The organism is Streptomyces sp. NBC_00503 (genome assembly GCF_036346895.1).
Taxonomy (GTDB): Bacteria; Actinomycetota; Actinomycetes; order Streptomycetales; family Streptomycetaceae; genus Streptomyces.
In genome coordinates this window covers 5991628-6004208 of record NZ_CP107855.1, presented here as the reverse complement: position 1 = coordinate 6004208, position 12581 = coordinate 5991628, and the positions used below count along the sequence as shown (strand labels likewise).

Sequence of the window (12581 nt, the reverse complement as noted above, 5' to 3'; positions counted from 1 at the left end):
GTGTGTGTCATGAACGAGGAGTCCGGTGCCGAGCCCGGTGACGAGTCCGCCGGGCGGAGGGTCAGCACCCAGGAGGCGGCCCGGCTGCTGGGCGTGAAGCCCGCCACCGTCTACGCGTACGTCAGCCGGGGCCTGCTCACCAGCCGCCGCGACCCGGTCGGGCGCGGCAGCAGCTTCGACGCCCGGGAGGTGGAGGCGCTGGCCCGGCGCAGCCGGCGCGAGGCCGCGGTACCGGCGGGCTCCGCCGGGGAGCTCTCCGTACGCACCTCGCTCACCCTCATCGAGCCGGACCGGTACTACTTCCGCGGCGTGGACGCCGTGGAGCTGGCCTCCCGGTACCGCTACGAGGAGGTCGCCGAGTGGCTGTGGACGGGGACCCTGGTGCGCGGGGCCCGGTTCACCGCTCCCCCGGAAGCCCTCGCCGCGGCCCGCCGGTCGGTGGCCGCGCTGCCGGAGCACAGCGGCCCGCTCGACCGGCTGCGGGTGGCCGTCGCCGCCGCGGCGGTCGCGGACCCGCTGCGCTTCGACCTGTCCGAGGCGGCCGTACTGGGCTCCGCGCGCACCCTGATCCCCACGCTGGTCGGCGCCCTGCCCGAGGTCGGCCCGTCCCAGTGGCCCGGGGACGGACGCCTGGCCCGGCAGCTGTGGCCCCGGCTCTCGCACCTGGACCCGGATCCGGACGCGCTGGCCGTGCTGGACCTGGCCCTGGCGCTGCTCACCGACCACGATCTGGCCGCGTCGACCCTGGCCGTACGGGTGGCGGCCTCGGCCCGCGCGCATCCGTACGCGGCGGTTTCGGCCGGGCTCGGCGCGCTGGAGGGCCCCCTGCACGGCGCGGCCGGGCGGCTCGCCCACCGGATGCTGGTGGAGGTGCTGGAGCGGGGCGGCGCGGCGCCGGTGGTGGCCGAGTACCTGCGCGCGGGGCGCCGGGTGCCGGGGCTCGGACACCGGCTGTACCGGGGCGAGGACCCGCGGGCGACGGCGCTGTTCGCGCGGCTGGAGGGGCTGGCCCAGGCAGGTCCGGCACTGGGCGCGGCGCGCGAGGTGGCCGGGGTGATGGCCCGGCACGGCGGCGGGCTGTACCCGAACGTGGACCTGGCGCTGGCCGTGCTGACGGTGTCGTGCGCGATGGCCGCGGAGGCCGGGGAGACGGTGTTCGCGGTGGCCCGCACGGCCGGCTGGATCGCGCACGCGCTGGAGGAGTACCAGGAGCGCCCGCTGCGGATGCGGCCGAGCGGCCAGTACCAAGGACCCCGCCCGCCACGGCCGATGCCGTGACGGGCGCGGACCGGACGGCCCAGCGGTGGTTCCGGCGGTCTGGCGGCGGCGTCAGGTCCGCAGCCAGACCGCCGTGTCCTGCGCGAGCAGCCCGCCGTCCAGGGCGGAACTGCTCAGCAGGAGTTCGGTGTGGGCCGGCAGCGGGACCGGCTCCGGCGACAGGTTGGCCACGCAGACCAGCCCGTCGGGGCGGCAGAAGGCCAGCACCCCGGGCGGCGCGTGCAGCCACTCCAGCGATCCGCCGCCGAAGCCGCGGGCGGCGCGGCGCAACCACAGGGCCGTCCGGTAGAGGGTGAGCATCGAGTCGGGGTCGCCGTCCTGGCGGTCCGCGGCGTACGCCGTCCAGTGCGCGGGCTGGGGCAGCCAGGGGTCGTTCCACGGCTCGGCGGTCCAGGGCAGCGGAACCCGGCACCCGTCGCGGCCCGGGTCGGTGCCTCCGGAGCGGAAGTGCATCGGGTCCTGGATGCGGTCGAGCGGGATGTCGGCCTCCGGCAGGCCCAGTTCCTCGCCCTGGTAGAGGTACACCGCGCCGGGCAGCGCGAGCGAGAGCAGTGCGGCGGCGCGGGCCCGCCGGGTGCCCAGCTCCAGGTCGGTGGGGGTCCCGAAGGCTTTGGCAGCGAAGCCGAACCCGGTCTCGGCGCGCCCGTAGCGGGTGACCGTACGGGTCACGTCGTGGTTGCACAGCACCCAGGTGGCCGGGGCGCCGACGGGGGCGTGTTCGGCGAGGGTCTCCTCGATGGAGGTGCGCAGCCTTCCGGCGTCCCAGGGGCAGCTGAGGAAGGAGAAGTTGAAGGCGGTGTGCAGCTCGTCGGGGCGCAGGTAGCGGGCGAACCTCTCGGAGTCCGGCAGCCAGACCTCGCCGACGAAGACGGCCCCGTACTCGTCGGCGATGGCGCGCCACGAGCGGTAGATGGTGTGCAGGTCGTCGCGGTCGATGTAGGGGTGGACCTCGCCGGGCCAGGGTTCGGGCGAGCGGCCCGCCAGGTCGGGCAGGGCGGGGTCCTTGGCGAGCAGGGCTGCGGAGTCGATCCGTACGCCGGACACTCCGCGCTCGAACCAGAACCGCAGGACTTCCTCGTGTTCCCGTCGGACGGCGGGGTGGTCCCAGTTCAGGTCGGGCTGCTCGGGGGTGAACAGGTGCAGGTACCACTCCCCGTCCGGTACCCGCGTCCAGGTGGCGGCGCCGTTGAACTGCGAGGGCCAGTCGCCGGGCGGCAGTTCCCCGTGCGCGCCGCGGCCGGGGCGGAAGTGGAAGAGCTCGCGTTCGGGGCTGCCGGGGCCGGCGGCGAGGGCGGCCCTGAACCAGGCGTGCTGGTCGGACACGTGGTTCGGGACGATGTCGACAATGGTGCGGATGCCCAGCTCACGGGCTTCGGCAATGAGCTTCTCGGCCTCGGCGAGGGTACCGAAGGCGGGGTCGATGGAGCGGTAGTCGGCGACGTCGTAGCCGCCGTCGGCCAGCGGGGAGAGGTACCAGGGGGTGAACCAGAGGGCGTCCACTCCCAGTTCGGCGAGGTAGGGGAGGCGGGCCCGGACGCCCACGAGGTCACCGGTGCCGTCCCCGTCGCCGTCGGCGAAGCTGCGTACGTACACCTGGTAGATGGCGGCCGAGCGCCACCAGTCGGCGGCGTTTTCGGGCAGGGGAAAGTCAGCCACGGAGGGGTCCTTTCACGGCGGTCCTTTAGACAGGTGGCGGCCGGGCGCGGCGGCGGAGCGGGGTTCTCACCCCTTGAGGGAGCCTGCCGTCAGGCCGCTCATGATGTTGCGCTGGAAGATCAGGAAGATGATGAGCGTGGGTGCGGAGGCCATCGCGAGTGCTGCGACGAGATGGTTCTCCGGGACTCCCCTGGACAGTGAGTAGATGCCGACGTTGAGCGTCTGCAGGGCCGGGTCGGAGAGGGTGAGCATGGGCCAGAGGAAGTCTTTCCAGACTCCGACGATCGCGAAGATCGACACGACTCCGAGGATGGGCCGGGACATCGGCAGGACCACGGAGCGCAGGGTGCGCAGGGCGGAGGCTCCGTCGATGGCGGCGGCATCGAGGATCTCGCCGGGAATGGAGTCGAAGAATCGCTTCAGCAGGAAGATGTTGAACGCGTTGGTGACGGAGGGGAGCCAGATCACCCAGGGCGTGTTCAGCAGGTTCCGCTGGATGAGCGGCATGTCCAGGACCGTGAGGTACTGCGGCACGACGAGCACGGTGGCCGGGATCATCAAGGTGGCCAGCATCATCGCGAGGACGGCCTTGCCGAAGACCGGCCGGAGCTTGGACAGCGAGTAGGCCGCGGAGACGTCGAGGACGAGCTGGAAGGCCAGGGCGCCGAAGGCGTAGTAGAGGGTGTTGAACAGCAGCTTGGCGAGGTCCATGACCTTCCATGCCGCCGAGTAGTTCTCGGTGTGCAGGGAGTCCGGCACCAGGGTCGGCGGCACCTGGGTGAACTCCCGGGTGCTCTTGAGCCCGTTGGCGACCATCCAGTAGAGGGGCCCGAGGAAGACGACGGTGAAGCCGACGACGACCAGGGCGAGGACGGACCAATAGGCGATCTTGCCTCGGGTGCGGCCGAGTTGGGCCGGCGATATCAGCGTGCGCTCTGCCATGTCAGGTGCTCCCGTCAGTTCTCGTTGTCGCGGCTCAGCCGGACGTACACGGCGGAGAAGCCGGCGAGCAGGACGAGCAGGCACAGGCCCAGGGCCGCGGCGCCGCCGTACTGGTTGAAGCTGAAGGCGTACTGGTAGATGAGGATGACGACGGTGGTGGTCGAGCCCTCGGGGCCGGCGCCGCCGGTCAGCATGAACGGTTCCACGAAGACCTGCATCGTCGCGATGATCTGCATCAGCAGCATCAGCGACAGGATGAGCTTGGTCTGCGGGATGGTGACGTGCCAGATCTTGCGCAGTACGCCGGCCCCGTCGAGCTCGGCGGCCTCGTACAGCTCGCCGGGGATTCCCTGGAGGGCCGCCAGGTAGATCAGGGTCGCGCCGCCCATGTTCATCCACGTGGAAGCGATGACGACGGACAGCATCGCGGTGTCGGTGGACTGCAGCCAGTCCTGCGCAGGCAGGTGCAGGAATTCCAGGACCCTGTTGAAGATGCCGTAACCGGGGTCGTAGAAGTACTTGAAGAGCAGGATCGAGGCCACCGGCGGCATCATCACCGGGAGGTAGACCAGCAGCCGCAAATAGCCCTGTGCGTGGCGGAATTCGTTGAGCACGATCGAGACCACGAACGGGACGACGAAGCCGAGGACCAGCGCGAGTCCGGTGAACAGGAGCGTGTTGCGCCAGGCCTGCCAGAAGGCCGGGTCGTTGAAGACGTAGCGGAAGTTGTCCCAACCGACCCAGCGGACGGATCCGCCCTCGGTCTTCTGGAAGGCCAGCAGGAACTCCCGGACCATGGGGTACCAGGAGAAGAAGGAGAAGCAGAGGACGGCGCCGATCAGAAAGCCGTGGGCCGTGATGTTCCGCTTGAACGCCCGGACGAATTCCTCGCGGGAGGTACCGGGCAGGGTGGGAGCCGACATCGCCGCTCGCTCCTAGGTGGGTCGTCGCCGTCGAAACGCAAGTACGGGCGGGCGGGTCCGGGCCGGGGAGGCCGCCCGGACCTCCCCCGGCCGGGCCGCTACTGGTTGGCCAGCACCTGGTTGACCGCCTTCTCGGCTTCCGCGAGGAGCTGCGCCGAGTCCGCGTCCTTGTTCGTCAGGACACCCGACATCACCTTGTCGAGGACCTTGTAGACCTCCTGGGCCTTCTTCGGCTCGGCCTTGCCGGCGATCGGGTTGTCCAGGAAGGTCTTGAAGTTGACCACCGGCATGGTGGCGCTGGCGGCCTTGAGCTCGTCGTCCTTGGCCTTGCTGGCCCCGGTGAAGAACGCGGGCTGCGGAAGGCCGACCGGCAGGCCGTCGGTCTTGGAGCGGTCGTACTGGAACTGGCCCTTGCCGACGGTGAGGAACTTGAAGTTCAGCCAGGCGATCGCGGCCTTGACCTTGTCGGGCGAGCTGCCCTTCTTGACCATGTAGCCGTTGCCGCCGGCCAGCGTGGCGGCGCCGCCGGGGAGCGGGCCCATACCGAAGTTCTCGTACTTGGCGCCGAGCTGCTGGACCATGTACGTGATGTCGTCGGGCGCGGCCAGGAACATGCCGAGCTTGTCCGAGGCCATCTGCTTCTGCAGGTCACCCCACTTGAGCAGCTGGGTCTTGCCCATGCTGTCGTCGTCCCAGCGCATGGCGTGCAGGTTGTCGGCGATCTGCTTGCCCGTGGGGTTGTTGAAGGCCGCCTTGCCGTCGGCGCCGACGATGTCGCCGCCCATTCCGTACATGGCCGCCGTGTAGTGCCAGCCGCCCGTGTTCTCGACGCTGTAGTCGCCGTAGCCGGCGGTGCCGTTGCCGAGGGCCGCGATCTTCTTGGCGGCCGCGCGGACCTCGTCCCAGGTGCGCGGGGGCTGGTCGGGGTTGAGGCCCGCCTGCTGGAAGAGCTTGCGGTTGATCAGCAGGCCCATCGTGTAGTTGCTGGTGGGCAGGCCGTAGACCTTGCCGTCACGCTTGAGGACGCTCGCGACGTTCTTGTCGATGTCGTCCAGGCCGGGCACCGACTTGGAGGTCGCGTAGGCCGAGATGTCCTCGGCGCCGTCGTTGTCCAGCACCTGCTGGAGGTCGGTGAAGTAGGCGTAGAACACGTCCGGCTGGGACTTGGCCTTGAGCATCGCGGTGAAGCGCGGGGGCTCCAGGCACTGGCCGGGGGTGGAGCGGCCCTCGATCGTGACGTTCGGGTAGGTCTTGTTGAACTCCGCCACGTCCTCCTTCCACTCCTTGAGCTCGGCCGCCTTCGCCGCGGGCGGCATGCAGTCGATGGAGATGGTGACCTTGGTCTTCGGGTCGAGCGGGGCGGAGGCGTCGCTGGAACCGCCGGACGGCTGGTTCTTGTCGGCGTCACCGCTGCTGCTCGTACCGCAGGCCGCGAGGGCCGTGACGGCGAGCGCCGAGACAAGGGCGGCCGCGGTGTTGCGGCGGATGTTGGTTCTCATCGGTGGTCCCCTTCGAGCATCAAGCAGGAGGCTGGGGGCGAGTGTGGGGGCGAGCGCGGCACACTCAACCACCACCCACAGATGAACGCAATATCTCGCGCAGATTTCGCAAGAGATTGGCAGCGAGACGCCGGACAGGTCGGGCAGAGAACGCAAAACAGGGCTCCGAAACGTCATCAAGACGTTGCGGAGCCCTGTGCTCAAGCGGCGGGGTGAGGGGTGGAGCCGGCCGGAGCCCTACGCGGGACGGCGGCGCGGAACCTGTCCCGTGGAGCCGCGCACCACCAGTTCGGGCTCGAAGAGCAGCTCGCCCGGCTGCACGGCGGCGCCCTGGATCTGCGCGGTGAGCAGTTCCACGGCGGCCCGGCCCATGGCCTCGATCGGCTGCCGGACGGTGGTCAGCGGGGGCTCGGTGCAGTTCATGAACGCCGAGTCGTCGTACCCGACGACGGAGACCTCGCCGGGGACGTCCAGCCCCCGGCGGCGGGCCGCCCGGATGGCCCCGAGGGCCAGCGGGTCGCTCGCGCAGATGATGCCGGTCACCCCGCGGTCCAGCAGCCGGGAGGTGGCCGCATGGCCCCCCTCCAGCGAGAACAGCGCCCTCTCCACGTGCTCGGCGGGCAGCTCGGTACCGGCCGCGGCGGCGACCGCCTGGGCGGCCACGAGCTTGCGCAGGGAGGGGATGTGGTCGGGCGGGCCCAGCACCAGGCCGATGCGTTCGTGGCCCAGGGAGGCCAAGTGGCGCCAGGCCTGTTCGACCGCGACGGCGTCGTCGCAGGACACGCACGGGAAGCCGAGGTCCTCTATCGAGGCGTTGATGAGCACCACCGGGACCTTGCGGTCGTGCAGCAGCCGGTAGTGCTCGTGCGGGGCGTCGGCCTGCGCGAAGAGCCCGCCGGCGAAGACCACGCCGGAGACCTGCTGCTGGAGCAGGAGCTCGACGTAGTCGGCTTCGGAGACCCCGCCGGTGGTCTGCGTGCAGAGCACCGGGGTCAGCCCCTGCTGGGCCAGCGCACCGCCGATGACCTCGGCGAACGCCGGGAAGATGGGGTTCTGGAGCTCGGGCAGGACCAGGCCGACCAGCCGGGCGCGCTCGCCGCGCAGCTGGGTGGGGCGCTCGTAGCCGAGGACGTCCAGGGCGGTGAGCACGGACTGGCGGGTCGCGTCCGAGACGCCCGGCTTGCCGTTGAGCACCCGGCTGACCGTTGCCTCGCTGACCCCCACCTTCTTCGCCACTTGAGCAAGTCGTCGCGTCATGAGCGCAAGAGTAGCGCAAACAATGCAAGTTCCTTGCAGTTGGATTACAGCCAGTTTGGCCCATCGGAATCCGGCGTGGAACCCCCTGGGCCCCACCCGCGCGAATCAGCCACGGCCGCTGTCGGCGGCGCCGGAGCACGGCGGCCCCAGGGGCTGTTCCAGCGGGCCGCGATCGACTCCGAGCGCGCGAAGTGGGAGGCGGCCCCGGACTCGTCTCCCAACAGGACGGCGAGCTCGCCGAGGGTGTACGCCACCGGCCGCATCGCCACGGTGAACCCGGACGACGGCGGCGGGGCGTCCGCGTAGGGCAGCAGGGCCTCGTAGAGCTCCCGCGCGCCCTGTTTCTCGCCGAGGGCCACCAGGGTCATCGCGCGGAAGGTCCCGAGGACCTTGAAGAGGTAGTTCGCGGGGAGCGGCCCCGCCTCGGCCAGGACCTCCCGGGCCTGTGCCGCCTCCCCCGCCTCGGCGAGCGCGACGGCCAGCAGGTCGGCGGCCAAGGGGCCGAAGCCCTCGTGCACCTGCCGGGCCCAGGCCACGGACCGCCCCATCAGTCCCCGGCTCGCCAGGAGCGTGGCCGTGGCGATCGCCAGATGCCCGGCGGCATGGGGTGATCCCTGCCGGGACATGGCGGCGGCCGCCTCCGCGTACATGCGCTCGGCGTCCTCGGTACGGCCCCCGATGTGCGCGAGGGTGGCGCGTACGCCCTCGCCGACCACCGCCGGTCCGGGCATCCGGTAGGTCCGCGCGAACTCCGTGTACTCCCCCACCAGTCGGCGCACGGCCGCCACGTCCCCCGTGGCGGCGGCGGCCGTGGAGCGGATGAAGAGCCCGTACCACCGGTGCGCGGGAAGGTCGTGCGCGGTGCCCAGATCCTCCAGTTCGCGCCCCAGCGTGGCCCGCTCGGGCCATTCCAGATCGGCGTCGAGCTCACGCACGAGCGCCGCGAGCGCGGCCGCCCGGAGCGCGGGCCGGGCGAGCCCCTCGGCCAGCTCCACGGCCTCGCGGGCCGCCGCGCGCACGGCCGGCAGCCGGGCGTCGGAGAGCTCGGTGGCGTAGGCGATCAGCAGTCGGCACCGGACGGCCGGTTCGTGGTCCGGCCGCGCCAGCAGGCGTTCGAGCAGCGCCACCACCGGCCGGTCGACCGTTCCGTAGGGCCGTGTCTGCCACGGCGTCGGCTCGGTCCAGGCCGTGAAGGCGCGGATCAGCAGGTCTTCGCGGTTCGCGCCGACGGCGTGGTCGATGGCCCTGCGCCGGGTTCCGCGCGCGGCCACGACCGCCCCGGCGCGCACCTGCGCCCGTACCAGCCGGCCCAGCAGGTCGGCCCGTTCGGCATTCCGGTCCGTGGTCCGGCCGGTGCTCCCGCCGCCCGCCTCGCCGCCGCCGTCCCCGTCGCCCCGCTCGTCCGCGCCGCTGCCGCGGTCCGCCGGGATCCGCTCGAAGCTCTCCAGCGCCTCGGACAGCAGCGCCGCGGCCGCCTCGTGCGCGTAGCGGGCTTCGGCCAGTTCGGCGGCCCGCAGGCAGTACCGCACCGCCCGCACCGCCGTGGCCGAGGAGGCGGCCCGGACGAAGTGGTGGGCCAGCGCGGAGACCTCGTCCGGCCCGAGCCGCTCCAGCACGGCCCCGATCCGGGCGTGCATCCGGGTGGCGCGCAGCCGGCTGAGGTCGGCGAGCAGGGTGTCGCGGACGAGGGCGTGCGCGAACCGGATCCGGCCCGGCCCGGGTTCGACGAGCAGTCCGGTGAGCAGGCCTGCCTCCAGTGCGCCCAGGACCCCGTCCTCGTCGGTGTCGGCGGCCCCGACCAGGACCTCGACTTCCGACTCCCGCCCTGCGACGGCGGCCAGCCGCAGCACCGCGACCACCGGGTCCGGGAGCCGGCCGAGCCGTCGGCGCAGTACGTCGCGGACCCCTTCGGGTACGTCGGACAGTGCGACCAGGGCGCCTTCGCCGGCCAGCAGCCGGGCGCTCTCCCGGACGTAGAACGGGTTGCCCCCGGTGCGTTCGGTGAGCGCGGCCACCGTCTCGGGGGCCACGCCCGGCCCGGCCGCGGCCCGGACGACCTCGGCCACCGCGGCTTCGTCCAGACCGTGCAGCGCGATCCGGGCCGGGGAGCTGCGGGCCAGCACGGCAAGGGTGTCGGCGAGCCGGTCGCCCACCTCGTCGGGCCGGTAGGCGCCCACCACCAGGACGGGCGTCCCCGCCGGCAGCTCAGCGACGCCCGTGAGCAGGGCGAGCGTCTCGGCGTCCGCCCCGTGCAGATCGTCCAGCACGACGGCGACGGGCCGTTGCCCGGCCGCCGACCCGAGCCACTCCCACACGGCCCGGTGGAGCCGGAACCGCCCCGCCGCGACGTCCTCCCGCGGCAGGCCCGCGCCACCCACCGGGCCGGAACCATCCGGGCCGGAACCCGCCGGTCCACCACCGGCCGGTCCGCCGCCCGTCGCGCCGCCGCCCAGCAGGGGTGTCAGGGCGGCCGCCGCCCCGGGTCCGGGCGGGATCGCGGCCGCCACGGTGCGCAGGGCCTCGGCCCAGGCCCAGGCGGGCGGGGCTCCCTCGGCCTCGCCGGCCCGGCCGAGCGCGACGAGCCAGCCCTCCCGGCGCAGGCGCTCGCCCAGCCGGTGCAACAGCGCGGACTTGCCCAGGCCCGCTTCGCCCGTGACCAGCGCGACGGCGGGGCCTGCGGCCAACGCCCGGCCGGAGGCCTCGGCGAGCAGCGCCAGTTCCGCCGCACGGCCCACGAACAGCCCGGCCCCGCCTTCGGGTTCCGCGCCCGGTGCCCGCTCGGCCGCCCGCACAGCCGGTACGACTACCCCTGTCCCCGCCGCGTCCGGTGTCGCCGACGGCCCGGCCGTGGCCTCGCGCAGCAGCCGATCGTCCTGGGCCAGGACCGCCTGCTCCAGTTCCACCAGGGCCGCCCCGGGATCCAGTCCGACCTCGTCGGCCAGCACGGTCCGGGCCCGCCGCAGGGCGGCCAGCGCGTCGGCCTGGCGCCCCGCTGCCCACAACGCCAGTGCGTGCAGCCGCCAGGCCTCCTCCCGCAACGGCTCCTCCCGCGTGAGCAGCGCGGCATCGGCCACCACCCGCGCGGGGTCGCGGCCGCGCAGCCCGGCGACGATGTCCAGTTCGCGGGCGGCCAGCCGGAGTTCGTCCAGCCGCAGGATCTCGGTGTGGGACCACGGCTCGTCGGCGCTCTCGGCGTACGCCGGCCCCTGCCACAGCCCCAGCGCCTCCCGGAGCAAGGCCCTGGCCGCGGCGGGATCGGCGGCGCGGACGGTGGCGATGTCCGGACCGGCGGCGCGGACGGTGGCCGGACCGGGGCCAGGGGCGGTGGCCGGACCTGCGGTTCCGCCGCCCGCCAGCAGCTCGCGGGCCTCCCCCAGCAGCTGTTCGAAGCGCCAGGCGTCCACCGCGTCCCCGGGCAGCCGCAGCGCGTAGCCCGGGGGCGTGCTCACGAGCAGCCGGGCGGCGGTGCGCGGGGCCCGGCCCGGTTCGAGGAGCCTGCGCAGGTTGGACACGTACGCCTGGAGCGAGGCCACCGCCCGGGCGGGCGCCGCCCCCTGCCAGAGCTCCTCGATCATCCGGTCGACCGAGACGACCCGGCCCCGCGCCGAGACCAGCAGGGCGAGGACCGAACGCTGCCGGTGACCGCCGAGCGGGACGGGCTCGCCGTCGCGCTCGGCGGCGAAGGACCCGAGGACGCGTATGTACACCATGTGCCGCCCAGCTTAATCCGGATCGCCCAACATCCCTTCGACAGAAGGGAATTCAATCGACCGGACCGACCGGCGCGCTGCTCCAAGTCCCTTCCAAGAACCCTCCATGAGCCCGCGGCCAGTCTCTTCCCATGAACACGGAGACGAAGAACGCGGCGCCGGGGGCGGGCGAGCTGGTGGCCGTCCACCGCGGTCTGCGGCGCGAAGCGCGTCTGCTGGTCACCCTGGTCGCCGCGACGGCCCCCGGGGACACCGTCCGGGCCCGGTTGCTGTCGAACCACTTCGGCGACTACCGGCGCTCCCTGCTCGACTGCCTGGACGCGCAGGCCGCGTACCTGCGGCCGCCGCTCCTGGCCCGGCTCGACCTCGATGCCGACCTCGTGCTGCGCAGTGCGCAACGGGAGGACCGGGTGGCCGCGACCCTCGCGGCGGCCGGGTCGGCACTGCCCGGCTGGGAGGCCGGGGCGGGCGAGGACGCGCGTGACGGGCTCACCGCGTTGCTGGCCGAGCACCGCGCCGTGCTCCTGGAGCACCTGGCCGAGGAGGCACGGGCGCTGCTTCCGCTCGCCGCCCGGCACCTGTCCCCGTACGAGTGGGACGCGCTGGCCCGGCACCTCGCGGTGAGCCCCGGCCCGGCTCTGGAGGACGCGGACCGGGCCGAGCGCCGGGCACTGCTGGCCCGTCTCCCGCTGCCGGCCCGACTGCACTGGTACGCCATCGGCCGGGCCCGGTACGCCCGCAGGATGCGGGCCGTCCGCCGGACTCCGCGCCCGGCCCCCTGAACCTCGCACCAACCGTCACACCCACACCACAGGCCACGCACCACACCTCACGCCGCACCAGGAGACACGTCATGAAGCTCAGGCACTTCACCACCACCCTGGCGGCCCTCGGCGCCGTGTTCATCATCTACGTCGGCTTCAGCTACCTGATCGCCCCGCAGGCCACCGCCGCCGGCTTCGGCGTCCCGACCTGGCCCCGGCACGAGGGCACGGCCTTCCTCGCCGTCAAGGGCGTACGGGACATCGCGCCGGGCCTGGTCATCCTGGCGCTCCTGCTGACCGGGCACCGGCGGGCCCTGGGCTGGGCCATGGCGGCGATCGCCTTCGTGCCGATGGGAGACGCGGTGATCGTGCTGACCAGCGGAGGGTCCGTCGCCACCGCCCTCGGGGTCCACGCCTCGACGGCCGCGGCCGTCGTGCTGACCGCCGTCCTGCTGCTCCGCGAACGTCCCGCCAGCGCCTGAACACGCCGGCCCGGCAGCACCCGGCCCAAGACCCCGACCCGATACCCCTCACCCGACACCCATCACCCCT

The 12581-nt window shown here is 73.1% G+C and carries 9 protein-coding genes; 3 read left to right on the top strand and 6 right to left on the bottom strand.

Going from position 1 to position 12581, the window contains the following annotated elements; all coding sequences use genetic code 11:
• Positions 1–9: 9 nt before the first annotated feature.
• Positions 10–1278 carry a citrate synthase gene (locus OG490_RS27710; protein ID WP_330298981.1) on the top strand — a complete coding sequence of 423 codons (1269 nt, stop codon included), beginning with the start codon at positions 10–12 and terminating at the stop codon, positions 1276–1278.
• 51 nt (positions 1279–1329) lie between these two features.
• On the opposite strand, the gene OG490_RS27705 is transcribed toward OG490_RS27710, so the two are convergent.
• The 6 genes from OG490_RS27705 to OG490_RS27680 form a co-directional block, all read right to left on the bottom strand.
• Complete coding sequence (locus OG490_RS27705; protein WP_330298980.1) at positions 1330–2934, bottom strand: glycoside hydrolase family 13 protein; 1605 nt, start codon at positions 2932–2934, stop codon at positions 1330–1332.
• A gap of 66 nt (positions 2935–3000) precedes the next feature.
• Positions 3001–3876, bottom strand: coding sequence for a carbohydrate ABC transporter permease (locus OG490_RS27700; RefSeq protein WP_330298979.1), 876 nt, complete (start codon positions 3874–3876; stop codon positions 3001–3003).
• A 14-nt stretch (positions 3877–3890) separates the two neighbouring features.
• Positions 3891–4799 carry a carbohydrate ABC transporter permease gene (locus OG490_RS27695; protein ID WP_330298978.1) on the bottom strand — a complete coding sequence of 303 codons (909 nt, stop codon included), beginning with the start codon at positions 4797–4799 and terminating at the stop codon, positions 3891–3893.
• A 98-nt stretch (positions 4800–4897) separates the two neighbouring features.
• The gene (locus tag OG490_RS27690; protein ID WP_330298977.1) at positions 4898–6298 is read right to left on the bottom strand and encodes an ABC transporter substrate-binding protein; all 1401 of its coding nucleotides are present in this window, start codon (positions 6296–6298) and stop codon (positions 4898–4900) included.
• Between the two features lie 237 nt (positions 6299–6535).
• On the bottom strand, positions 6536–7555 hold the full coding sequence (locus OG490_RS27685; RefSeq protein ID WP_330298976.1) for a LacI family DNA-binding transcriptional regulator: 1020 nt from the start codon (positions 7553–7555) through the stop codon (positions 6536–6538).
• Positions 7556–7599: 44 nt separating this feature from the next.
• Entirely contained in the window at positions 7600–11265 is a 3666-nt protein-coding gene (locus tag OG490_RS27680) for a BTAD domain-containing putative transcriptional regulator (RefSeq protein ID WP_330298975.1), read from the bottom strand.
• Positions 11266–11396: 131 nt separating this feature from the next.
• Between OG490_RS27680 and OG490_RS27675 the strand changes: the two genes are divergently transcribed.
• Both OG490_RS27675 and OG490_RS27670 read left to right on the top strand, forming a co-directional pair.
• Positions 11397–12047, top strand: coding sequence for a hemerythrin domain-containing protein (locus tag OG490_RS27675; protein ID WP_330298974.1), 651 nt, complete (start codon positions 11397–11399; stop codon positions 12045–12047).
• 71 nt (positions 12048–12118) lie between these two features.
• The gene (locus OG490_RS27670; protein ID WP_330298973.1) at positions 12119–12511 is read left to right on the top strand and encodes a DUF4267 domain-containing protein; all 393 of its coding nucleotides are present in this window, start codon (positions 12119–12121) and stop codon (positions 12509–12511) included.
• Positions 12512–12581: the final 70 nt, after the last annotated feature.

Bases quoted from the DNA above. Each gene is read 5' to 3' on its own strand.
- OG490_RS27710 (WP_330298981.1), top strand. From the start codon at position 10: ATGAACGAGGAGTCCGGTGCCGAGCCCGGTGACGAGTCCGCCGGGCGG.
- OG490_RS27700 (WP_330298979.1), bottom strand. From the start codon at position 3,876: ATGGCAGAGCGCACGCTGATATCGCCGGCCCAACTCGGCCGCACCCGA.
- OG490_RS27695 (WP_330298978.1), bottom strand. From the start codon at position 4,799: ATGTCGGCTCCCACCCTGCCCGGTACCTCCCGCGAGGAATTCGTCCGG.
- OG490_RS27690 (WP_330298977.1), bottom strand. From the start codon at position 6,298: ATGAGAACCAACATCCGCCGCAACACCGCGGCCGCCCTTGTCTCGGCG.
- OG490_RS27685 (WP_330298976.1), bottom strand. From the start codon at position 7,555: ATGACGCGACGACTTGCTCAAGTGGCGAAGAAGGTGGGGGTCAGCGAG.
- OG490_RS27680 (WP_330298975.1), bottom strand. From the start codon at position 11,265: ATGGTGTACATACGCGTCCTCGGGTCCTTCGCCGCCGAGCGCGACGGC.
- OG490_RS27675 (WP_330298974.1), top strand. From the start codon at position 11,397: ATGAACACGGAGACGAAGAACGCGGCGCCGGGGGCGGGCGAGCTGGTG.
- OG490_RS27670 (WP_330298973.1), top strand. From the start codon at position 12,119: ATGAAGCTCAGGCACTTCACCACCACCCTGGCGGCCCTCGGCGCCGTG.